Annotated in this window: 21 protein-coding genes and 1 pseudogene; 17 read left to right on the top strand and 5 right to left on the bottom strand. The window is 65.0% G+C overall.

The features are described 5' to 3' along the window. Positions 1 to 89: 89 nt before the first annotated feature. Positions 90 to 938 carry a hypothetical protein gene (locus ABZ345_RS02860; protein ID WP_359842294.1) on the bottom strand — a complete coding sequence of 283 codons (849 nt, stop codon included), beginning with the start codon at positions 936 to 938 and terminating at the stop codon, positions 90 to 92. 125 nt (positions 939 to 1,063) lie between these two features. Continuing rightward, positions 1,064 to 1,486: a hypothetical protein gene (locus ABZ345_RS02855; protein WP_359842292.1), complete on the bottom strand. Its 423-nt coding sequence runs from the start codon at positions 1,484 to 1,486 to the stop codon at positions 1,064 to 1,066. Between the two features lie 927 nt (positions 1,487 to 2,413). On the opposite strand from ABZ345_RS02855, the gene ABZ345_RS02850 reads away from it, so the two are divergent. The 4 genes from ABZ345_RS02850 to ABZ345_RS02835 all read left to right on the top strand — a co-directional run bounded on the left by ABZ345_RS02850 (position 2,414) and on the right by ABZ345_RS02835 (position 7,589). Beyond that, positions 2,414 to 4,585: a glycoside hydrolase domain-containing protein gene (locus ABZ345_RS02850; RefSeq protein ID WP_359842291.1), complete on the top strand. Its 2,172-nt coding sequence runs from the start codon at positions 2,414 to 2,416 to the stop codon at positions 4,583 to 4,585. Positions 4,586 to 4,590: 5 nt separating this feature from the next. Continuing rightward, a complete protein-coding gene (locus ABZ345_RS02845) occupies positions 4,591 to 5,223 on the top strand; it encodes a M15 family metallopeptidase (RefSeq protein ID WP_359842289.1) in 633 nt (210 codons plus the stop codon). Between the two features lie 75 nt (positions 5,224 to 5,298). Beyond that, entirely contained in the window at positions 5,299 to 5,610 is a 312-nt protein-coding gene (locus ABZ345_RS02840; RefSeq protein WP_359842287.1) for a hypothetical protein, read from the top strand. Positions 5,611 to 5,996: 386 nt separating this feature from the next. Next, positions 5,997 to 7,589 carry a glycosyltransferase 87 family protein gene (locus tag ABZ345_RS02835; RefSeq protein ID WP_359842285.1) on the top strand — a complete coding sequence of 531 codons (1,593 nt, stop codon included), beginning with the start codon at positions 5,997 to 5,999 and terminating at the stop codon, positions 7,587 to 7,589. Here ABZ345_RS02835 and ABZ345_RS02830 read toward each other — a convergent pair. From ABZ345_RS02830 to ABZ345_RS02820, 3 genes are read right to left on the bottom strand one after another with little or no spacing between them, the layout of a single operon-like run. Continuing rightward, a complete protein-coding gene (locus tag ABZ345_RS02830) occupies positions 7,501 to 8,508 on the bottom strand; it encodes a GDSL-type esterase/lipase family protein (protein WP_359842283.1) in 1,008 nt (335 codons plus the stop codon). The genes ABZ345_RS02835 and ABZ345_RS02830 overlap by 89 nt on opposite strands. 19 nt (positions 8,509 to 8,527) lie before the next feature. Beyond that, on the bottom strand, positions 8,528 to 9,904 hold the full coding sequence (locus ABZ345_RS02825; protein WP_359842281.1) for a hypothetical protein: 1,377 nt from the start codon (positions 9,902 to 9,904) through the stop codon (positions 8,528 to 8,530). Between the two features lie 23 nt (positions 9,905 to 9,927). After that, entirely contained in the window at positions 9,928 to 10,698 is a 771-nt protein-coding gene (locus ABZ345_RS02820; protein ID WP_359842279.1) for a deoxyribonuclease IV, read from the bottom strand. Positions 10,699 to 10,830: 132 nt separating this feature from the next. Here ABZ345_RS02820 and ABZ345_RS02815 point away from each other — a divergent pair, with 132 nt between their 5' ends. The 13 genes and pseudogenes from ABZ345_RS02815 to ABZ345_RS02755 form a co-directional block, all read left to right on the top strand. Next, positions 10,831 to 11,763 (top strand): hypothetical protein, encoded by a 933-nt coding sequence (locus ABZ345_RS02815; RefSeq protein ID WP_359842277.1) that lies wholly within the window; start codon positions 10,831 to 10,833, stop codon positions 11,761 to 11,763. A gap of 101 nt (positions 11,764 to 11,864) precedes the next feature. Continuing rightward, positions 11,865 to 12,239, top strand: a complete 375-nt coding sequence (rpsF, locus tag ABZ345_RS02810; RefSeq protein ID WP_359842275.1) for a 30S ribosomal protein S6 — start codon at positions 11,865 to 11,867, stop codon at positions 12,237 to 12,239. Positions 12,240 to 12,269: 30 nt separating this feature from the next. Continuing rightward, the gene (locus ABZ345_RS02805; protein WP_359842273.1) at positions 12,270 to 12,779 is read left to right on the top strand and encodes a single-stranded DNA-binding protein; all 510 of its coding nucleotides are present in this window, start codon (positions 12,270 to 12,272) and stop codon (positions 12,777 to 12,779) included. 58 nt (positions 12,780 to 12,837) lie between these two features. Beyond that, the gene (gene rpsR, locus ABZ345_RS02800) at positions 12,838 to 13,077 is read left to right on the top strand and encodes a 30S ribosomal protein S18 (protein ID WP_030480165.1); all 240 of its coding nucleotides are present in this window, start codon (positions 12,838 to 12,840) and stop codon (positions 13,075 to 13,077) included. An 18-nt stretch (positions 13,078 to 13,095) separates the two neighbouring features. After that, the gene (gene rplI, locus ABZ345_RS02795) at positions 13,096 to 13,554 is read left to right on the top strand and encodes a 50S ribosomal protein L9 (protein WP_359842270.1); all 459 of its coding nucleotides are present in this window, start codon (positions 13,096 to 13,098) and stop codon (positions 13,552 to 13,554) included. A 580-nt stretch (positions 13,555 to 14,134) separates the two neighbouring features. After that, positions 14,135 to 16,162 carry a replicative DNA helicase gene (gene dnaB / locus ABZ345_RS02790; RefSeq protein WP_359843087.1) on the top strand — a complete coding sequence of 676 codons (2,028 nt, stop codon included), beginning with the start codon at positions 14,135 to 14,137 and terminating at the stop codon, positions 16,160 to 16,162. A gap of 101 nt (positions 16,163 to 16,263) precedes the next feature. Beyond that, positions 16,264 to 16,653: a hypothetical protein gene (locus ABZ345_RS02785; protein ID WP_359842269.1), complete on the top strand. Its 390-nt coding sequence runs from the start codon at positions 16,264 to 16,266 to the stop codon at positions 16,651 to 16,653. Positions 16,654 to 16,875: 222 nt separating this feature from the next. Further along, on the top strand, positions 16,876 to 17,625 hold the full coding sequence (locus ABZ345_RS02780) for a TnsA-like heteromeric transposase endonuclease subunit (RefSeq protein ID WP_359842267.1): 750 nt from the start codon (positions 16,876 to 16,878) through the stop codon (positions 17,623 to 17,625). Then, positions 17,622 to 18,167, top strand: coding sequence for a helix-turn-helix domain-containing protein (locus ABZ345_RS02775; RefSeq protein ID WP_359842265.1), 546 nt, complete (start codon positions 17,622 to 17,624; stop codon positions 18,165 to 18,167). Before ABZ345_RS02780 ends, ABZ345_RS02775 begins: the two co-directional genes overlap by 4 nt. Before the next feature lie 518 nt (positions 18,168 to 18,685). Further along, positions 18,686 to 19,771 (top strand): Mu transposase C-terminal domain-containing protein, encoded by a 1,086-nt coding sequence (locus tag ABZ345_RS02770; RefSeq protein WP_359842263.1) that lies wholly within the window; start codon positions 18,686 to 18,688, stop codon positions 19,769 to 19,771. Further along, complete coding sequence (locus ABZ345_RS02765; protein WP_359842262.1) at positions 19,768 to 20,916, top strand: TniB family NTP-binding protein; 1,149 nt, start codon at positions 19,768 to 19,770, stop codon at positions 20,914 to 20,916. The genes ABZ345_RS02770 and ABZ345_RS02765 overlap by 4 nt, the downstream gene beginning before the upstream one ends. Next, positions 20,913 to 22,379, top strand: coding sequence for a TniQ family protein (locus ABZ345_RS02760; RefSeq protein ID WP_359842260.1), 1,467 nt, complete (start codon positions 20,913 to 20,915; stop codon positions 22,377 to 22,379). Before ABZ345_RS02765 ends, ABZ345_RS02760 begins: the two co-directional genes overlap by 4 nt. 30 nt (positions 22,380 to 22,409) lie before the next feature. Then, positions 22,410 to 22,615: pseudogene (locus tag ABZ345_RS02755) on the top strand (IS5/IS1182 family transposase); the annotation flags it as partial.

Raw genomic sequence — 22,615 nt, 5'->3', positions numbered from 1 at the left:
GAGGGGCCCGGTGCACGTGCACCGGGCCCCTCCGCCTTTTTACTGGTTCAAGAACTGTTGCAACGAACGCCACGGCAGCATCAACGCGCTCACTTGTCTGACATGATCTCGGTCGCCTTGCGTACCTGCTCGTCAACGCGGCCCTGATGTTGCTTCAGCGGATCGGCATTGTCCACGATGAGCCGGTTCTGATAGGCCGTCCGCACCGCCACCCAGATCCCGTTCACATTGTCCTTTTTGCGGCAGACGACATCGGCGCGTGCCGTGGCGATCTCCTCCGGAGAGGCGTCGTCACCGCCGAACTTCTTCTCACTGTTGGGTCCCCACGGGTCGGCGTAGTGGTAGCCCGCGTCCTTCATGCAGTCGCTCCACTTGCCCCAGACAGCCTTCAACCTGGTGTCCGCCTCAGCCAGTTTGCTCGACTCGCGCGACAGTGCGACCACGAAATTCTCGTCGCCGGGCTTGTCCATGCTCTGCGATGCGAGCCCGAGAGTCCGTTGAGCTTCGCCCATGCAGCCTCCATCGGGTACATCATTTCTCTTCGCCGATTTCGACCCGTCCAGCACCGCGACCATCTCCTCCGGCCAGGGCTTCTGCTCCTTCCTGACTTGCTCGGCCTTGCGAATCGACTCGAGCGTCTCGGGATCGGAGTAGCCGAACTTCGCCGCCTCCGCGTCATCGACGACACCGATGACCCGGGCCCGTAGCTGTTCCGGCTTGCGGTCGGGGAGCTCCATCTCGAAGCCGAATCGACGCAGGCATTTCTGCACCAGCAGGTCTTGACCTTTCCGGATGGTGACCCGACGCTGCGGCGACGTCAGGTAGCCGTCGAGCGGGAACTTGACGTCGGCGTCGACCTGGATGACCGGAACTGGCCCCAGCGGGGGCAGGGGTCGTGGTTCACCCGGCGGCGCCGAGCACGCTGCGATCGCGGACATGCCTGCCCCGATCAGCGCCAACTTCCGGTAATTCCCAGCCATCTTTCCCCCAAAGGAATCCAGGCCGAAGTGGACTGATTCTGTGTCCACTTCGGCCTGGGCCGACGTTCACGACAGCGAGTGCGTCACACCCATCGGTGAGAGGACGCTTGATCATTGCATGGCAAAGCGCGGCACCAATTGTCCACGTTCGAGTAGTACGTTCCCGGCGGGACTGTCCAGATCAAGTCCACGTAGTTCGGGTGCCTGAATGACTCGATATCGTCGGGAGTTCCCAGGTAACCGTTGTTGAACACGGACGTGGTCTGGTCATCAAGTTGATAGCTGATCGCGCCGTCGGTGCAACTGTCGTCGGAGTAGGCGGCATCGTTGCCCGTGAATGCCGCAATACACCTGCGCCAGTTGGCATCACCCATGGCACAGTAATTGCCGCGACCGCATCTGTCCCTCAGGTCGTTGTACGCGGCCGATGCGGGCTCCGCCATGCCGACCAGAACCAACGGAAAAACGAAGGTAAATGCCGCGGCCAAGCGAACAAGATTCTTCACTTAAGCTCCCGATTTAATTGCAAACGATCGCGAGAGGGCAGCACGAAGAAGCCAACCATGAAAGATCGGCATCATCGGACCGAAGCTGATCAGAACTTCGTGAACAAAACGTCCATATGCGCCCCCCGCAAGGACCCTCCCAACAAGGGCCGCGATCCGACCTTACGAAGCCGTCGGCAGGTTGTCCAGAGGCGGCGAGTTGCAACATTTGGGCGATTGCCTACTGGCGGCTCGACTTGTACGGTGAAGAAGTAACGCACTAATTCACAGAAGCGTTATCTTATGACCAAGGCCTCTCGGGGGAGTCGATGGAGGTTCGACCCACAATTCTTCGTTTCCATTATCGCGCTTCGTCGACGTGATTTCTGTGTTTGCGCGACCGAGTGGCGCTCAATGGCTTTAGACCAAATTCAGGAATCGCAGGCTAGCGATTACCTGGGCAGCTTTCTGCCCGCATCCTGGCATTGACTTGACAACTTGGATTTTCAGTCATATTTCCTGGGGGGAAGGCGTGTAGTTGCGACAAATTATTTCTGCACACGGCCGCCTTGCTGATGACCACGAGTCTCGTGATTGCGGCGCCAACGGGTTCGTCAACATTCCGAACGGTCTTCATGGCAACATCGCATCCAGGCGTTCAGGGCAATGGTGCAGCGGCTTACCTGCAGTTCGGCCTGGTGAACGGGGATTGAGCGCGGTTGGACGATGCTCGCCGCCCACAGCGGTCATGCTACTCAGCGGCGATGAGAAGTTTGGGATGGACTGGAGTTTCGACAGTGGTCGGACATGGATGCAGTGTGGCCCGTTCACGCCAGCCGTCTTGTCCCGCGGCACACCACGCCCGCTCAACGCACACATCGTCTCTACAACTTCCGAGGTGGCGCCTTGGTGCGAGGCCAGCCTCTGTTCACGGATTGGGTCTGACAAGTGACGGACCAGCGCGTCGTCGACGCACAACGATTTATCAATTCATACAACGTAGGTGGAATTCCGAAGGTCGAGGAGAACGGCCGAACGAGCTGGGATGTAATGTTCGGACTGACCCGGGTGCTACAGCACGAGCTGCGACTGGGTTCCTATTCCGACACATTCGGCCCGGGCACCCTTGGCGCGCTGCAACAGAACTACCCGAACATCAACGGCAGCAGCACAAACGGCGCAATTAACAAGATTATCTCACACGCGTTGTACTGCAAGGGATATCCCGGCGGCGAGCCGAACGGGGTCTACAACGGCGAGATGTCCACTTCGGTCACGAAGCTCAAGCGGGACATGGGCGTCGACGGCGCTTATCCTGGCGACGGCGTGACACCGAAGGTGTTCAAAGGTCTGCTGACCATGGATCCGTATACGCGGATCGACGGTGGCCGCGAGAACGTTCGCGCTGTGCAGCGTTGGCTGAACGGCAGTTACATCAACCGCCGCAATTTCTTCGCCATCCCGTGCGACGGCTACTTCTCACGGGACGTGCAAAAGGCTCTGCTGCTCGCGATCCAGTTCGAAATCGGCATGAGCGACGACGTGGCCAACGGTGTCTTCGGCCCCGGTACCAAGCAGGGCATCAGGAACAATCTGCTGTCGGTGGGTTCCTCGGGCCGATGGGTGTCGCTGTTCACCGCTGCCATGATTCTGAACCAACGCGATGCAGTGCAATTCGACAGCGTCTACACTTCCGAGCTCGCAGCACAGGTGCTGCAGTTCCAACGTTTCTGCGTGCTGCCGGAGACGAACAAAGGTGATTTTCAGACCTGGGCCTCACTGCTCGTCTCGACCGGCGACGACTCCCGCAAGGGGACCGCGGTCGACTGCGTTACCGAGATCACTTCGGCGCGCGCACAGGCGTTGCGACAACAGGGCTATTTGTACGTCGGCCGTTACCTGTCCAACGTGCCGAACACCCCGCCGAACAAGATGATCCAAACCGGCGAGCTGGACGTCATCAAGGACAACGGCCTGCGGATCTTCCCGATCTACCAGACCTACGGTGGCGAAGCGGCCTACTTCAGCAATGGACAGGGTCGGGCGGACGCGTTCGCGGCGATCGACCGAGCCAAGTACTACGGATTCAAGCGAGGAACACGGATCTACTTCGCTGTCGACTACGACGCCTACGGCTACCAGGTCACCGACAACATCATCCCGCACTTCCAGGGCATCAAGTCGGTGATGGACCAGTTCGGCGTCGGCTACCACATCGGCATTTACGGCCCGCGCAATGTGTGTACCCGCGTACGCGAGGTCGGCCTCACCGACGCGAGTTTCGTGTGCGACATGTCGACCGGTTTCTCCGGCAACCTCGGATACCCGCTGCCGTCAGACTGGGCGTTCGATCAGATCTCCACGATCACGGTCGGGTCGGGCGACAGTTTCATCGAGATCGACAACAACATCGCATCGGGCCGTGACATCGGGCAGAACTCCTTCGACATGCCGAACATCCCGCTCGGCAGGCAGGACGTTGTCTTCGACCGGAGCTACCGAGACGCACTGCTACGCGACATCCAGACGCATTTCGAGTCGATCGGAGTCCCGGAGACGGGAGGCGCGGGCGAGGACGTCTACCGGATCTTCTCGACGACGGAAGCCTTCGACCGGGTCATCTCATTTGACTCGTACTGCACTCAACTGGCGCAGACCTACCGTGTGCGCAAGGCGATGATCCAGGCAGTCATGATGTGGGAGATCAACAAACTCAACAACCCTGACATCCTCGTGGACCAGGCTGTCGAGGCCGGGTTGAAGGACGACTCCAGCACTGGTGTCGGCCAGATCTTCGGTATCACTGGCACGGTGGCCCGCAACTGGGCGATCGACAACAATCACATGAACGGTGCCAAGCTCAACGCCGGCAGCCGTGACGACCGCATGATCGTGTGGCGTCAACTGCGGGATGACAACAACTTCAACATCAGCATGATCCTCATGGTGTTGAAGTACGAGGCAGCGAACCTCAATATCGAGCAGCCGCACCTGAACACACCGGAAGGCGACGTCCAGAGGCTGTTGTCGAAGTACAACGGCGCTGACAGCTACGGCCAGGTCGTGATCGGTCTGTATCGGGCCTTCGAGAAGTACCACTCGATGCTGCGGAACAGGTGAAGGACATGGGGGAGCACGTGGAAGACCACCAGATCGCGCGGCGAACGATGTTGCGCGTCGGTGTCGGTGTTGCCGCCGCCGCGAGTATGGCCACATTGGTACCGGCCGTATCGCTTGCGGCGCCGCAACAGAACGATCCGCTCGACGCCAAGCTCGACGAGGTGCGCAGCGGGGATCTCAGTGCCAACGGTTGGGAGATCGAGAAGGGTTTCGATATCGGCGGCGCTGTGTGGATGCGCGAGGTGCAGGGCACAGGTTTCTCGGTGCCGTTGCACATCGGCATGGCACAGACCGTGCTGCACCATGTGATCCGGCGCTACCACTACAGCGTCGCCACGCTGCGACCCGGCGATGTCCTGGGGTTTCTGCTGCATGACCGGAAGCAGCCCGCGTACCAGAGCAACCACGCTTCCGGCACCGCGATCGATATCCGGCCGGGCTCTCACCCCGTCGGCACGAGGGAGCTGTTCGATTCGCAGCGGGTTGCGATTCGCTCGATCCTCGCCGAGTGCTGCGGGCTAGTGGCATGGGGCGGCGACTTCAAGACACCGGACGAGGCACACTTCCAACTGGCGGTGAAGCCGGATGACAAGCGGCTCGCGAAGCTGGCGGAGTCGTTGGCCGGGTTCAAGTACTAGGAGGACGTCATCAGCACCAGCGCAGAGGCAAGACCGCAGGTCGCCGGTTGGCTTTGGACGGTAGGGCTCAACGCCGTGCTGGGCTACCTGGGGGTGGTCCCGCTCGTCCTGTTCATCGGAGCGCTGGAGGAGTCGGTCGGAGTGTGGCTCGGCTGGGCGCCGGCCAGCACCAAGTGGGGGCAGGAGGGCATTGGCGCTGCGTTTGGACTCCCCTTGATGCTGATGTTGGGTGTCGCGGCGATGTTCTGGGTGCTGAACTACTGTGTCTTACGCCTTCTTAAGGTACGTGGCCGGCGGTTCTGGCTGATCGCGGCACTGATCACGCTGACTCCCACTGTGCTGTTCCTGATCGAACCCCAATGGTGGCGCGCGATCAGCTGGCTTTAGCCGCTGATCTGATGAACACCTTGCGATCGTGGCGGATCCCCGAAAACATTGCGGGATCCGCCACATGCTCATGTCGATCCTGCTGATCGCCCCGTCCACCGCGCTGATCGGGGCACACTCGTTCATGCTGCGCGGCACTTGTGACATGGCCGGACGAGGCGTACACCCCTCATGCAGCGATGATGCACGACATTGGAATCGTTGTGGCGCAACGAGAGGTGGCCTGCAAGGCCAACAAGATCATTTCGCCCTGCCCTGCGCGGGAACTCTCTGTGCACACCGCGAAAACAGCGGCGCGGCCGTATCGAGCTCCGCAGTCTGTGTGCACTCTGCTGAGTCGGGGATGTTGACCACGGCGAAACGGTCTTGGCCGTAACATCCGCGACGTGCCCAGCAGCCCTGCCGAGCTTCCCGCCGAGGACACCGACTCGCTCACGCACGTAGAGCGGGTCGCGCCCACCTGGACCGAGTCGCTCGCCCGCACCCTGAGCAGACCGTTCGGCGGTCCGCTCGGTGAGCACGCGCAGGTCGGCCGTCACTGGTTCTGGACGGCGCTGCGGGTGGTGCTGCTGCTCGCCGTGCTGACGTTGCTGGCCGGGTGGGTGCAGAAGTCGCCGTGCATCCAGCAGTACGTCGACGACAAGGGCCAGGTGCAGCTGGACTGGCGGGGCAGCAGGCAGTTCACCGCGCTCTGCTACTCCGACACCGTGCCGCTCTACACCGCGGAAAGGCTCGACCAGCGCGGTTCCTTCCCGTACATCACGTCGTGGAAGGACGACGAGGGCAAGCCGACCGAGCACGTCCGGTACATGGAGTACCCGGTGATCACCGGTGTGTTCATGTGGCTCAACGCGCGGGTGGCGCAGGGGCTCGTGGCGCTCGTTCCCGGGCTGCCGATGACGGTGATCGTGTTCTTCGACGTCACGGCGTTCTGGCTGGCCGTGGCGTGGCTGGTCACCGTGTTCTCGGTGGCTCGAATAGCGCGCAGACGGATGTGGGACGCCGCGATCGTCGCTGTGTCGCCGTTGGTCATCGTCCACGCGTTCACGAACTTCGACACGATCGCCACGGCGTTCGCCACGGCCGGTCTGCTGGCGTGGGCGCGGAAGAAACCCGTGCTCGCCGGTGTGCTCATAGGCCTGGGGGGCGCGGCGAAGCTCTACCCGTTGTTCCTGCTCGGGCCGCTGCTTCTGCTGTGCTGGCGTTCTGACCGGTTGAAGGCGGGGCTCACCACCACCGCGTCGGCCATTGGCGCGTGGGCGCTCGTCAACGCGCCGATCGCGTTGAACCCGGCGTCGAACATCGGGTGGAAGGAGTTCTTCCGCCTCAACACCGAGCGCAACGCCGACCCGGACACGATCTACAACGTGCTCGTGCAGTGGACCGGCTGGCAGGGCTTCGACCCCGGGCTCACGCAGGGGCAGGCGCCGACGGTGCTCAACACGGTGAGCTCGGTGCTGTTCATCGCGTGCTGTGCCGGGATCGCCTACGTGACCCTGACGGCTCCGACGAGGCCGCGGCTCGCGCAGCTCGGGTTCCTCGTCGTGGCGGCGTTCCTGCTGACGAACAAGGTGTGGAGCCCGCAGTACTCGCTGTGGCTGGTGCCGCTGGCGGTGCTCGCGTTGCCGCGCTGGAAGCTGCTGCTGGCGTGGATGACGATCGACGCGCTGGTGTGGGTGCCGCGGATGTACTTCTACCTCGGCACCGAGAACAAGGGCCTGCCGATCGACTGGTTCCTCGGCGCCGTGCTGCTGCGGGACGTGGCCGTCATCGGCCTGTGCGTGATCGTCGTGAAGGAGATCTACCACCCGGAGCGCGACCTCGTGCGCATCGCGGGCGACCAGGACCCGCTCGCCGGTGTCATGGAGGACGCTCCGGACCGGCGGATCGTCACACCTTCACGAGGCGAGCCATTGCACCGAATGCGGCCCCGTTCGGATGCAGATGATCACCGGAGTCGAACTCCGGACGCAGTCTGAGCGGGTCGGCGGGGTCGCGCAGCGCGGCGTCGAAGTCGATCACGTCGGGAAAGGTCGCGCGGATCCAGTCGTTGGTCTTCTGGCGCTGCCGCTCGCGTGCCTCGGTCCAGTTGCCCCAGCCCCGCCACGGGGTGATCGTGCCGACGAGGACCTGCACGCCCTCGTTCTGGCACCGCAGCTGAACCGTGCGGATGCCGGCGATGACGTTGTCCGCGCTCACGTCGTGCTGGATGTCGTTGATGCCGCCCAGCAGCACGACCTTGTGCACCTCGTCGCTGTACAGGACGTCCCGGTAGAGGCGGGTGATCATCGGGGCGTCACCGGACAACACGCCGTTGCCGCTGATGCCCGCGTTCAGCACGGCGTAGTCGCTCTGGACCAGGGACGGCCAGGTGGCCTCCCGCTCGCCCTCGGTGATCGAGTCGCCGAACATCACCACCGCGCCCGGTGCCGTGAAACCCGCGACCTCGACCGCCGAGACGAGGCAGATGTGCGTTCGTGCCGACGTGATCGTGCGGTGTGCGCGCGCCTGACACGGCGTGCCGGCGGGTGTGTACGTGCTGATCTCGAGCGTTGTCGTCACCGTCAACTGCACGGCGTCGCTGTAGACCTCGCCGCGCGGACCGATCGTGACGGCGCGGGAGCGTCCGAACGTCAGCTGCCGGGTCTCGCCGTTCGCGGTGACCACGGCCTGCTCGACGCGGACCGGTTTGATGCCCATCAGGTTCGACAGCCTGACGCGGACCGACGTGCCGCTCGCGGTGAGGTCGACCGTCGTGCGCACGCTCTGGTCCGGCACGGAGGCGGACAGCGTCGGCACCGCCTGCCACACGGGCAACCAGCGGATCGGCGCCAGCCGCTCGTGCGGTCCGGAGGCGCCGCAGAGCAGCAGAAGCGTCAGGACGATGATCACCCTCACGGGTGCAGTCTGCGGCCCGTCAGCTCTTCGCTGCTACTGCTCCGCGGATGAACTTCGTGTCCTCGCGGTCGTCCTCGGTGACGTCACGGGCCTGGAGGAACACCACGAACAGCGCCACCAGCAGCGCGGCCCGGCCCCACACGCCGATCATGACGGCCTGCGCGGAGAAGCTGTCGTAGATGCCGGCGGGCTGACCGAACTCGATCGCCCAGAACCAGCGGAAGATCCCGATGCCCATCGCCAGGTCGACCACGAAGTACGCGAACGCCCACATCAGCCGCACGCGCAGCAGCACGAGGAACGGCACCAGCCACAGCGTGTACTGCGGCGAGTGGACCTTGTGCAGCAGCATGAACCCGCACAGCATCGCGCCGGACACGGCGATCCACGGATAGGTGCCCTCGCGCCGGTACCGCAGCAGGCCGTAGCCGGCGGCGATCGCGAACGAGACCAGGATCGTGATCGGTGAGACGACGCTGACCAGCGACTGCATCGCGTCGTCGCCGAGGAACGGCCGCAGGCCCCAGTACCAGATCGAGTTCGTGGTGATGTCGACCCGGCGCAGCTGCTGGAACTCGAACGACGCGAGCCAGCCGTCGTAGCCCGCGAACGCGAACGGCAGGTTGACCAGCACGACCGTGATGATCGACGCGAGGCCGACCTTGAGCGCGCCGACGACGTCGAACTTCTTGCCCTCCGGCAGTTCCTGGCCGCGCCAGCCGCCGGTGGCGACGAAGAGCATCAGCGGCAGCACGAAGGCCGCCGGGTAGACCTTGAACGCGAACCCGAGGCCGAGCAGGACGGACGCGATCGTCGCGCGTTCGACCAGTGGCCGGTTCCAGCGGTGCACGACGTAGACCGCGGCCACCGAGCACAGCACGACCGGCAGGTCCCAGTTGTGGAACGCGTAGAGGATGAGCGGTGGCCCGATCGCCCACAGCAGGGCGCGCCACCGGGCGAGCTTGCCCAGCAGCCAGCCCGTGAGCAGGCCGAACGGCGCCATCAGCAGCGAGGAGAAGAGCAGGTACTCCGCGTCGTTGTGCGCGAAGATCGCACCCGCCCAGATGATCACGCCGGTGAGCACCGGGTACTCGACGGAGCCGCCGACGAGGACGCCCTTGTCGTTGATGCCGCCGTCGACGTACGGGAAGACGTGCCGGTCGATGTCGCGCCCGATCCAGAGGTGCTGGATGTCGGAGTAGCAGACCTCTTCCTTGTTGCGCTCGTCGTAGTCGGGCTGCGTGCGGCCCCACTGGTCGAACGCCGGACCGGTGCAGCGGTCCTTGTTGATGAAGCCCAGCAGCAGCGTGAGCCCGCACAGCAGCACGAGCACGGCAAGGGCGGCACTGCCGAAGCGGCTCGCGACACGCCCGGCGTCGCCTCGCTCGGGCGTCACGCTCACCACCTCGTGCACGCTCGTCACCGGCCGGCGCGGTCGCGCAGGAACGCGATGTCGTCGGCCTGGCCCTCGTCCGGTGTCTCGACCACGACGGGGCATCCGGCACTGGCGACCACGGCCACCAGCTGATCGGCGTCGATGGTGCCAGTCTTGATGTTGTCGTGCCGGTCGCGCGAGGAGCCGAACTCGTCGCGCGAGCTGTTGAGGTGCACGAGGTCGATGCGGCCGGTGATCGCTTTCACCCGATCGACGATGCCGACGAGGTCCTCACCGGCGGCGAACGCGTGGCAGGTGTCGAGGCAGAAGCCCTGGCCGAACTCGCCCACCGCGTCCCAGAGGCGCTTGATGTTGTCGAACGAGCGGGCCATGGCGTTGTCGCCACCCGCGGTGTTCTCGATGAGGATCGGGACCGCGAAGCCGCCCTCGGCGACCTGGCGCTCGAAGAACTTGCGCCAGTTCGCGAAGCCTTCTGCCGGGTCCTCGCCCTTCGTGACGTGCCCGCCGTGCACGATCAGGCCCTTCGCGCCCACGGTCGCGGCGGCCTCGGCGTGCTGGATCACGTTCTTGCGGCTCGGAATCCTGATCTTGTTGTTCAGCGACGCAATGTTGATCAGGTACGGGGCGTGGACGAACACCTCGAGGTCGGAGGCGAGCAACGCCTCCGTCTGCGGATGAGGTTTGGGCTTCTTCCACCCCTGGGGATCCGACAGGAAGAACTGGACGACCTCGGCCCCGCGTTCGGCCGCGGCGCCGACCGGGTCGTCGTCGCGAACATGGGCCCCGATGCGCATGAACAAGGAGGGTAGTCGGACTCCATAACGCGATCGCAGCCGCCGCCGATAGGAGTAATTGCGAAAACTGGGGGTGGTTCGCGTCACGACCAGGACCTACGGTCGTTACTTGAGAGTAGGAAAGGGGTTCACATGCGACTGCTCAGCGTCACCGCCGCGACGCTTCTGGCGCTGGCCTCCGCCACCGTGGGAGCTGCCGCTCCGGCCACGGCAGCGGATCCCATCGTCGTGGGCAGCTGTGCCACATCGGTGCAGGGCACGCCTGGAACCCCGGTCTCCCTCAGCCCTGCCGCCGTCACCCAGCCCATCACGGACTTGATCCGGGCGATCCCCCTGCTCGGGCCGCCGCTCGCCGACCCGTTCAAGCAGGCGTTCTCGCAGGGCAAACCGATTCCGATCGGTGCGGTGCAGGCGGGTACGACGACCATCTCCGGTGCCACGATCGCGAACGCCGTGGTGGCCGAACTGCAGAAGCTGCCGTTGCTCGGGCCGATCATCGGGACGCTCAACACGTCCGTGCGCTCGACGCTGACCAGCGGCTGCCAGGTCGTCGTGACGGGCGTGAACCAGGTCGTGGCTCCCGTGCAGGACGGCGCCAAGGCCGTCGCGGACGCGTCGCAGCAGGCCGTTCAGCTGCCGGGTCAGCCCAAGCCGCCGGCCCAGCAGCCGCAGCCCCAGCCGGGCACCCAGCCGGGTCAACCCGGTGTGACTCCTGGCACACCTGGAGCCATGACGGGCGCGCCGAGCAACCGCGACTTCTCCCTCTACTCGCTCGGTTCGAACTTCGGCCGCGTGCCGCTGTTCAGCTACGGCTCGCTGCCGTTCGCGATGCCCGGCCTCTACTCGCCGTCGCCCGGCGTGCGCTACGGCTCGCAGGTTCCCCGCGCCTCCAACGGAAACGGCGTCGACGGCGACCAGGTGCTGGCGGCCGGTCGCGCGACGGCGCTGCCCAGGCTCGGCGGACCCGGTGGCGTCGGCCTTCCGGTGCTGCTCGCGGTGCTGATGCTGGCCTGCGTGACGGGTGCGCTGGTGCGGACATGGGTGCTGCGCCGCACCCCTGCGTAGTCGCCGGACGCGCTCTGTTACCCTTCTTCAGTTGCTGACGCGACGACCCTCCTGCCACGGAAAGCCCGTGGCCGCGAGTCCACAGGAGGTGAGTGGTCCTCATGCGTCATTACGAAGTGATGGTCATCCTCGACCCCAGTCTCGACGAGCGCACGATCGCGCCGTCTCTCGACACGTTCCTCAACGTCATCAAAACCACTGGTGGCAGCGTTGAGAAGGTCGAAGTGTGGGGCAAGCGCCGGTTGAGCTTCGAGATCAACAAGAACAGCGAGGGCATCTACGCGGTGCTCGACCTGGCCTCGACGCCGGACGCGGTGAAGGAACTGGACCGCCAGCTCGGTCTGCAGGAGACGGTGCTCCGGACGAAGGTCCTGCGCCGCGAGCCCGCCAAGGCTGCCAAGACGGCCGCCAAGGCCGCGGCCAAGTCGGACGCCAAGTCGGCCAAGTCGGCGGCCAGGGCCGCCGCCAGGGCCTGACGAACCTCGAATTAGGGGAGCTCCCAAGCCATGGCTGGTGAGACGACGATCACGGTGGTCGGGAACCTGACTGCCGACCCTGAACTCCGCTTTACCCAGTCCGGTGCGGCGGTGGCCAGCTTCACGGTCGCCTCCACGCCCCGCACGTTCGACAAGCAGTCGGGCGAGTGGAAGGACGGCGAAGCGCTGTTCCTGCGGTGCAACGTGTGGCGGCAGGTCGCCGAGAACGTGGCCGAGTCGCTCACCCGCGGTTCGCGAGTGCTCGTCACCGGGCGGCTGCGCCAGCGTTCCTTCGAGACGAAGGAAGGCGAGAAGCGCACCGTCGTGGAGCTTGAGGTCGACGAGATCGGCCCCTCGCTGCGCTACGCGACCGCGAAGGTCAACAAGGTGAGCCGTGGAGACGGCGGCGGTGGCGGCGGCTTCGGCGGCGGCGGCGGTCAGCAGTCTCGCGGCGGTGGCGGTGGCGCACCGGCAGACGACCCGTGGGGTTCCGCCCCGCCGGCCGGCTCTGGTGGGTTCGCCGACGAGCCCCCCTTCTAGACCGACTGCACCGGTCATCCAGATCTTGATCACTGCGTATTCCAGGAGTTAGAGACACATGGCCAAGCCGCCTGTGCGCAAGCCCAAGAAGAAGGTTTGCGCCTTCTGCAAGGACAAGAGCGCGAGCCTGATCGACTACAAGGACACGACGCTGCTTCGGAAGTTCATCTCCGACCGCGGCAAGATCCGTGCCCGCCGTGTCACCGGCAACTGCTCGCAGCACCAGCGCGACGTCGCTGTTGCCGTGAAGAACGCCCGTGAAATGGCGCTGCTGCCCTACACCTCGACCGCTCGCTAAGAGAAGGGAACTTTCGCGATGAAGCTCATCCTCACCGCTGACGTTTCCGGCCTTGGCGCGCCCGGCGACATCGTCGAGGTCAAGGACGGCTACGGCCGCAACTACCTGCTCCCGCGCGGTCTCGCGATCGTCGCGACCCGCGGTGCGCAGAAGCAGATCCAGGTCATCCAGCGCGCGCAGGACACCCGCCGCGTGCGCGACCTGGACCACGCCAAGGAGCTCAAGGCCAAGCTCGAGGGCCTCGGCGGCGTGACGCTGACCGCGAAGGCTGCGGCCGGCTCCGGCAAGCTGTTCGGCTCGATCACGACCGCTGATGTTGCGGCGGCCGTGAAGAAGGCCGCGTCCGGCCTCGTGCTGGACAAGCGCGCCATCGAGCTGCCGGGTCACATCAAGACCACGGGCAAGCACTCGATCACGGTTCGCCTCCACCCCGAGGTCACCGTGGCGCTCCCGCTCGTGGTGACCGCCGGCGAGTAGTAAGCCCCGCGAAGCCGCTGGCTTTACCGCCGGCGATTGAGCACCGCAACGCGAACGGCGTGACGTGACCTCCTCGGGGGCACTTCACGCTGGTTGCGATTGCTGAAGCGCCGCCTACCCGGAATGCTCCGGGTGGGTGGCGCTTTCGCTCGTTCGGACCAGCGCCATCCTGTCCACGTCCTGTGGATAACCCGTGCGACCGGCCGACACGCGACACGCCGAAGAGGGTGTTTTTCGCGACACGCCGAGGGTGTGGCGCACAACTTTTTCCACAACTTGTTCACAGCCTCTGAGCTGCGGTTATTTCTGTCACTCCACCGGTTGTCAACAGGTTGTCCCCAGCGCTCTCACCCCTGTGAGCAACCATCCACAGGTTGTCCCCCACTTGTCCACAGGACGATCCACACGCTGGTTTGCTTGCTCCGGACGGGTCCCTCTAGCGTCGCGACTCGGGCGATGACCATCGCACAGCGTGGCCGCCCGAAATTGTCGGTGCCGCGCTGTACAACTAGGGGGCAGGCACCGGCTCTCGACTCTTCGCAGGGGTGATTTGGCAGTGGCGCTGGTGGACGACCGGGGTATGGCGGAACCCGGATTCGAGCGTCAGCCGCCACAGGACCTCGCCGCGGAACAGTCGGTGCTGGGCGGCATGCTGCTGTCGAAGGACGCCATCGCGGACGTCATCGAGGCGCTCGCGCCCAACGACTTCTACCGCCCGGCGCACCAGGCGATCTACGACTGCATCCTCGACCTCTACGGTCGCGGCGAGCCCGCCGACCCGATCACCATCTCGGCCGAGCTCGAACGGCGCGGCGAGCTGCTGCGCATCGGTGGCGCGCCGTACCTGCACACGTTGATCGCGACGGTGCCCACGGCCGCGAACGCCGGTTACTACGCCGAGATCGTGGCCGAGAAGGCGGTGCTGCGCCGCCTGGTCGAGGCGGGCACGCGCATCGTGCAGCTCGGGTACAACGGTGCCGAGGGCGCGGACGTCGACGACGTGGTCGACCGCGCCCAGGCGGCGATCTACGAGGTCACCGACCGCCGCACGACCGAGGACTACGTGGCGCTGGAGGACCTGCTCCAGCCGACGATGGACGAGATCGACGCGATCGCGTCGCGCGGCGGCATCTCGCAGGGCATCCCGACCGGCTTCGCGGACCTCGACGAGCTGACGAACGGCCTGCACGGCGGTCAGATGATCATCGTCGCCGCCCGTCCCGGTGTCGGCAAGGCGCTCGCTCTCGACACCCCGCTGCCCACGCCGTCCGGCTGGACCACGATGGGCTCGGTCTCCGTCGGCGACTTCCTGATCGGCGCCGACGGCCGTCCGACGCGCGTGGTCGCCGCGACCGAGGTGATGGCGGGCCGTCCGTGCTTCGAGGTCGAGTTCTCCGACGGCGCGGTGATCGTGGCCGACGCCGAGCACCAGTGGCTGACGGAGTCGTGCAGCGAGACCGGTGGCTTCTGGGCGATCCGCACGACGGCGCAGCTGTTCGAGCGCGTCGGCGTGTGCCGCATGTTCGTCCGCATGTCGGCGGCGTGGGAGCTGCCCTCCGCGTCGTTGCCCCTCTCGCCCACCTCGCTCGGCAAGTTCCTGTCCGGTCTGGGCGACGGCGAGCTGACCGACGACGAGCTGCGCGTGGCCAAGGACCTCGACGTGGCCGACGACCCGCACATCCCCGCCGCGTACCTGCGCGCGTCGCGCAAGCAGCGCGAGGAGCTGCTGGCGGCGCTGCAGATCGACGGCCGGTTCGCGCGTCTGCGTCGTGACGTCGACGAGCTGATCGCCGGCCTGGGTCAGCACGCCCAGGTGGAGATCGTCTCGGTGCGCCCGGTCGCGTCCGTGCCGGTGCGGTGCGTGGAGGTCGACAACCACGACCACCTGTACCTCGCGGGCGAGACGATGATCCCGACCCACAACTCGACGCTGGGCCTCGACTTCGCCCGCTCGTGCTCCATCAAACACGGCCTGACCAGCGCCATCTTCAGCCTGGAAATGAGCCGCACCGAGATCGTCATGCGCATGCTCTCCGCCGAGGCCCGCATCCGCCTCGGCGACATGCGCGGTGGCCGGATGAGCGACGACGACTGGACCCGCCTCGCCCGCCGCATGAGCGAGATCAGCGAGGCTCCGCTGTTCGTCGACGACAGCCCGAACCTCACGATGATGGAGATCCGCGCCAAGGCCCGTCGCCTCAAGCAGCGCCACGACCTCAGGCTGGTGGTCGTCGACTACCTCCAGCTGATGAGCTCCGGCAAGAAGACCGAGTCCCGCCAGCAGGAAGTCTCGGAGTTCTCGCGAAACCTGAAGCTGATCGCCAAGGAGCTCCACGTCCCGGTGATCGCGATCTCCCAGCTGAACCGCGGTCCGGAACAGCGCACCGACAAGAAGCCGATGCTGTCCGACCTCCGTGAGTCCGGCTCGCTCGAGCAGGACGCCGACATGGTCATCATGATCAACCGCCCGGACGCCTGGGAACGCGACGACCCGCGCGCTGGCGAGGCCGACCTGATCATCGCCAAGCACCGTGCCGGCCCGACCGCCACCATCACCGTGGCCCACCAGCTGCACTACAGCCGGTTCACCGACCTGGCCCAGGGCTGATGCTGGTCAGTGTAGGTTCTCAAATCCGGCTTCATATTCTCAGTGCTGACTTCATCTGTACTTCATAAGTGAAGTGAAAACGAGATTCAGAGGAGCGTCGCATGCCTGTTCCAACTCCCTCTGGCCACATCTTCGAATCCCCCAGCCCCTTCGGCGGCGGGTCCAATGCCGGCGCCAATCGTGAGGAGTTGACGAAGGGCGCCGACGTGGCAGCCCAAGAGGCGATAGCTTGGACGGCTTTCGGCAACGAGCTCGCCGAGTTGGCAGGCAAGCTCCAGTCGCCCCTAGGACACCTGGACGGTCTCACCAACCTGCCCACTGTCAAGCCCAAGTATTTCGGCACAAGTACCCAGATACCTCCCCACGGCGTCAACGCCGAAGAGATGATCAGTCACCTCACAGCGCTGATGCGAGACTCCCGGGCCATCGGCGCTGCTTACGAGGCGGCCAGCCACCAGCTCGCAGCCGCCGTGGCAGAGCACGCCGAGTAAATCCCGCGCCTCAGTGGGAATGTCGCAACGGCGCTTGATCGAACACCGCAGGCGGTAGCCGAGCCCCGATCTTGCTGTTCCGCTGATGGGCGTACATCGCGTGGGCTGTCTGGGTGGTTGTCCTCGACACACCGCCGAAACTCTGTCCTGGCGTCGGAAGCCGATGCGAGGGTGCTCCCGCCCAACGGTCGTTCATGGCCGTGTCGATGGGAGGGAGCAGGGATGGCCACCCTTGTAGACGCCCCGGTGTCGATGACGGTCAGCTATCGGCACGCGAACTCGCTACCTGGCCAAGCCTCTGAGAAGACCGAGCCGTGGGCGTTTGCCGATCTGGAGTCAATGGTCTCGGCATCACCGTGGCGGACGTTCCGCTGGCGCAGAGGGCAGCGGCACTATTCGGGCACCTTTTGGTCCGCCACTGCGGACAACCATGTGATCTACGAATCCCGGCTCGAACTGGCTCGCTTGTTGTTCGCGGACTTCGACTTGTCCGTGTATCGCATCTCGGCTCAGCCCTTTCTTCTGCGGGCTGAAGTCGACGGAGCTATTCGTAAACATATCCCTGACTACCTGCTGCTCACCGGTACCGGAACGGTTGTGGTGGACGTCAAGCCGCGCCACCGAGTGCACAGACCGGACACCGCGTTCACCTTCGCTTGGACCAGACAGATGGTGGAATCGCGCGGCTGGCGATACGAGGTGTGGAGCGAACCGCCGCCCGATGAGTTGGAGAACGTGCGTTTCCTGGCTGGTTATCGCCGTAGCTGGTTGTTCGATCAGGAGCTCCTTGCCGAACTGCGTGCTGCCGATCTTGACGGCGCCACGTTCGCTGAAGCGTGCCGTTCTCGGCCGGATCGGCCAGCAGCGTTGGTGCGCTCGGCGGTGCTGCACCTGTTGTGGCGGCAGCACTTCACGGTTGATCTGACGCGTCGGTTGAGCAATGCCCACGTGTTGAGGAGCGCGGCGGGGTGAGCGGGGCGGCGGTTCGCATCGGTGTCGGCGCACGCTTCATCTACGACGGCGAGGTCGTCGAGGTCGTGGAGATGCTCAGCACTGCGGCCGGCAACGAGGTCGTGCTGAGGAACGCTACGACCCAGCAGGTTGTGCGGGTGTCGCTGCGGGAGATGCTGGCCTCAGATCGCGCTCGGGTCGTGCCGGTCGGTCCAGGTCCGAGCGCTGATGATCCTGAGGAACTGGCGAGTGTGCTGCTGGCCGAGCTGACCGATCCTGCGCGGCAGCAGATGCTGGACCGGGCGGCACACGTGCTGGAGGTCCTGACCGGCTACCGCTCGGGGATGGCGGAGCTGTCCACTGTGAACGAGCCACGTCCCGAGTTTGATCCGTGCCTGCCCCTGACAGCCCGATACTCGGCGAAGGCGGCCGAGTTGGACGTCACCATGCGCACCGTTCAGCAATGGGTGTCCGCCTTCCAGCGCAATGGTGAAGCCGGCTTGATTGGCAGGAAGCCAGTTGCGCGCAACTGGTCGTCGGTCGGGTTGACGAGCGGTGGGTAGAGACCGCGGTGGAGGTGATGGTCGAGCATTCCGGGGAGTCGAAGCCGTCACGGTCGATGGTGATCGACCGGACCAACGCTCGCGTCGTCGCACGATTCGGGTCCGGTGCGGTGAAGGCACCGAGCCGGGCGACGGCGTTTCGGGTGCTTGAGGAGTTGGAACGGCGGCATCCAACGTTCCGGTTGAGCGCCAAGCGAAACCGTGACATCGCCGACCGTCCTGACACGGCGTATGGGAAGCTGCGGCCGACCCGGCCTGGCGAGTACGTCCTGATGGACACCACCCGGCTGGACGTGTTCGCGCTGGATCCGGTCACGTTGCGGTGGATCAACTCCGAGCTCACCGTCGCGATGGACTGGTACGACCGGTGTGTCGTCGGACTTCGGCTCACACCAGTGTCAACCAAGTCGGTAGACGCGGCATCTGTGCTTTACCAGGCGTTCCGGCCGCGACCGGCCGGGCGGGACTGGCCTGCACACGCCGTCTGGCCCGAACACGGCATCCCCAGGTCAGTGCTGATGGACACCACCTCGATCGAACTGCCCGGAGCGGCCGCGCCGGCGGTGGTCCCGGAGACGATCGTGGTCGACCACGGCAAGATCTACGTGTCGGAGCATCTGACGAGCGTGTGTCGCCGGATGGGGATCTCGATCCAACCGGCCCGGTTGCGCACAGGCCGCGACAAGGGGCCGGTGGAGCGGTTCTTCCGCACTCTGCGGGAGGACCTGTTGCAGGCACTGCCTGGTTACAAGGGTCCGGATGTCCACTCTCGGGGTCTGAATCCCGAGGGAGAGGCGTTCTTCTTCCTCGACGAGTTGGAAGCGATCATCCGCGAGTGGATCGCGACCGTGTATCATCACAAGCCGCATTCCAGTCTGGTTGATCCGCATCTGCCGAAGCTGCGGATGTCGCCGGCCATGATGTTCGAGCACGGCGTCGCTCGCGCCGGCTACATCGAGGTCCCGCGCGACCCGGATCTGGGCTACGAGTTCCTCAAGACCGAGTGGCGCACGATCCAGCACTACGGGGTGGAGATCGACGGCCGCCGCTACACCGGCACGATACTCAAGGGCAGGGACAACGAGACCAGCCCCTACACCGGAAAAGCTGCGGGACGCTGGCCGATCCAGGTCGATCCCGACGACATCACCCGCGCCTACTTCCGCGACCCCGGCTCCCGCCGATGGCACACCCTGCAGTGGGAGCACGCTCCGTCGCTGGAGATGCCGTTGAGCGAGGACGCCTTGCAGTTCGCGCGCAAACTGGCCGCCGCCAAGTATGCCTATCCCGATGACAAGATCGCGATCGCCGACCTGTTCGAGCGATGGAACCTCGGGCTGGGACAGACGCTGACTGAGCGGCGGATGGCACTGCGGCTGTCCCGTGAGCAGGCCGCGATCGACCTACCCGAGGACACGCGCGAAGAGGGTGTGCCGGCGTTGCCGTCGGTTGCCCGTGTGCTCGCGGCCGCGACAGCCTCCGACAGCGCACCGACGGAGGAGGTCGATGAGCCGGTGGCGGAGATGGGCGATGACGACGCCGATGACCTGAACGACCTCGATGCCGAGGATGACTTCTACGCCGATGCTCTGGAGGACGTGTGACTGCGCGCCGTCAGCAGCCCGCCTCGGGCGAAGCCCAGTCGGCGGACAGTCACGCAGGGCTGGACAACTTGACCCTGGCCCGCAAGGAAGGCTGGCGCAGTTTCGTCACCACGCCAGCCCGGTCCCAGCCAGAACCGTTGAGCGCCAAGGAACTGAGGCGGCTGGGTGAAGGCGCGTTGGCTGGATACAACAAGCAGCGGCGGATCTGGCACGCCAACCTCGGACCACTCAAAACCCCGCAACTGACCGAGTTGCACGAGGACTTGTGGGACATCGTCGACAGCAATGTCCAGGACGGCGACAAAGCCAAGGGCGCGATCGCGATCGACGCGTTTCCTGGGCTGGGCAAGACCACCGCAGTGCTGGCGTTCGCCAAGAAGTTTCACCTGCGCGAGATCGCCGAGGAAGGCGAGTTCACCGAGGACGGTAACGAGCGCTGGCCGGTCTGCCGGGTCGGGTTGACGGGCAACACCGGCATGAAGGACTTCAACCGGGCGATGCTGGAGTATTTCGCCCACCCCGGACGAACAAGCGGGACGACCGCGCAGTTCGGCCATCGGGCGCTGGACTGCATGCTGTCCTGCGCCGTCCGCCTGTTGATAGTGGACGATCTGCATTTCCTCCGCTGGAGGGCAACGTCAGGGGTCGAGATCAGCAACCACTTCAAGTACATCGCCAACGAGTTCCCGGTGACGCTGATGTTCATCGGAGTTGGCCTGGCCGAACGTGGATTGTTCAGCGAAGGCGACTCCTACGCCAACGCGGTCCTGGCCCAAACCGGACGCCGCACCACTCCACTGGATATGCGGCCGTTCACTGTCGACACCGAAACCGGACGGCGGGAATGGCGGCAGATGTTACTGGCTCTGGAACAACGCCTCGTGCTCGCCGACAAGAACCTGGGCATGCTCGCGGATGCCCTATCGGATTACCTGTTCGCCCGCAGCACCGGTCACATCGGCTCGTTGATGACGCTAATCAACCGCGGCTGCCAGCGCGCCGTCCGCACCGGCGCTGAGCGTCTCGACGAGGAGTTGCTAAACGGAGTAAAGAACGACGCGGCCTCGGAAAAGGCACGGCAGGAACTGGAAGCGGCCCTCCAGGCACGCCGCATCACCACCCGGCCACGCGCCAAGACCAGATGAACCAGCCACGCACCCTGCCCATCCGCGTCGACCCGATGCCGGGCGAGGCGCTAGATTCCTGGCTCGCAGCGCTGGCCTACCGACTCCACACGCCGCTTGGCGACCTGCTTCCGGAGATTGGGCTGTCTCGCTCTCGCCAAACGTCTGACCCTTACGAGCTGCCTGGAGAAGTCCAGATGGAGTGGACCGTGCTCCTGCGGCCTGCAGAGACCGCAGCATTGGCCACCGCCACCGGAGTAGATCCGGCCACAATCGAAGCGATGACCTTGGCCCGTTACGACGGCCACGCGCTGAGCATTGACACCGCCAGGCGGCAGGTCCGGCAATGGCGACTTTGGGGACGCCACAATGGATTCCGCTACTGTCCTGATTGTCTGGCCAGCACGGGCGGGCGCTGGCAGTTGAGTTGGCGGCTGGGATGGTCATTCGCCTGCACCATCCACCAGCGGTTGCTCGCCGACGTCTGTCCAGACTGCGGACGAGTGCCTCGCCGCCAATTGCGCGGGTGTCTGTTAGCGCTGGGACAGTGCGTTCAACCAGCGGGGCCTGACGCACGAGGCAGGAACGCGGCCCGTTGCGGCAGCGACTTGACCCAGGCGGTGACCACCAGGTTTCCGGAGCACCATCCCGTGTTGCACGCCCAGAAGGTAATCCTCACTCTTATAGAAGAAGGCAAGGCCAGGTTCGGGGTGTACGACACCGAGCCTCAACCGACATACACCGCGCTGTCGGATCTACGGGCCCTGGCAGCACGAATCCTTCGCTACGCCGACCGGGATGACCTCGATGGCCTTCCCCAGGACTTGCTGAATGCCTACGAACAGGCCCTATCTCAGCCCGCCGGACATAGCCGACCGACACAAGCCGAAAAACGCCCAGGTGCCATGGCTCCGGCCCACGCCGCGATCACCGCGCTCGGCGCTACCGCTGCAGTTGGAATCCTCAACTCGAACACGGCCCGAGATGCTGGAGCAGCACTTCGCTGGCTGATGGAAACCTCCCGAGAACGTGGTATCGCCGTCTCTCCCACCACCCTCGGCAGCTGGGGAAAAGAAACCAGTACACGCCTGCGAGTAATCCAGCTATCCGCACTCGGCCCCCTACTCAAACCCAGCGACCAGCTGCGCTACCGCACGAGCACCGAATCGCCATGCCACCACCTACCCGCTGCAAGAGCATCCTCACGGCACCGCAGCGTCCCTACTCTTCTCTGGACCGAATGGGCGGTGCGACTCCAGCCCAGCACGAGCCTTTATCTGAATACATTACGGAAATCGCTATCAGCGATGCTCTTACTCGTGGGAACCCGCCATAGCCTCCCTGATGTCACAAGAATCTTGGGCAAAGTTGTCTCCGCGCATGACGCCTCACGCCTTCTCCAAACGCTGGCATCCAATCCCTATTGGCTACACATCCTGACTGCAGTGACCCGGCTTGCTGATCACCTAAAGGTTGTCCCGTAACGCTGTCTCGGCGTGATCGATGATCTTGGTGTGGATCAGGTGATCAGTGCGGAGCGGCCGGAGTGGGTGCCGGTGTTCACGGGCTTGCCGGTGCCGGTGTTTCGCCGGCTCGTGCGGATCGTGGCCCGTCGGGGTGGTGAACAGACCGGGACCGGCCGGCGGTGGGGCTTGTCGCTGGCGGATCGGGTGTTGCTGGTGGCGGTGTACTACCGGACGAATCTGACGTTCCGGCAGGT

This window comes from Lentzea sp. NPDC005914 (genome assembly GCF_040629405.1).
Lineage (GTDB): Bacteria > Actinomycetota > Actinomycetes > Mycobacteriales > Pseudonocardiaceae > Lentzea.
The sequence above is the reverse complement of the archived record's forward strand: the minus strand, read 5'-3'. Positions and strand labels throughout refer to the sequence as shown.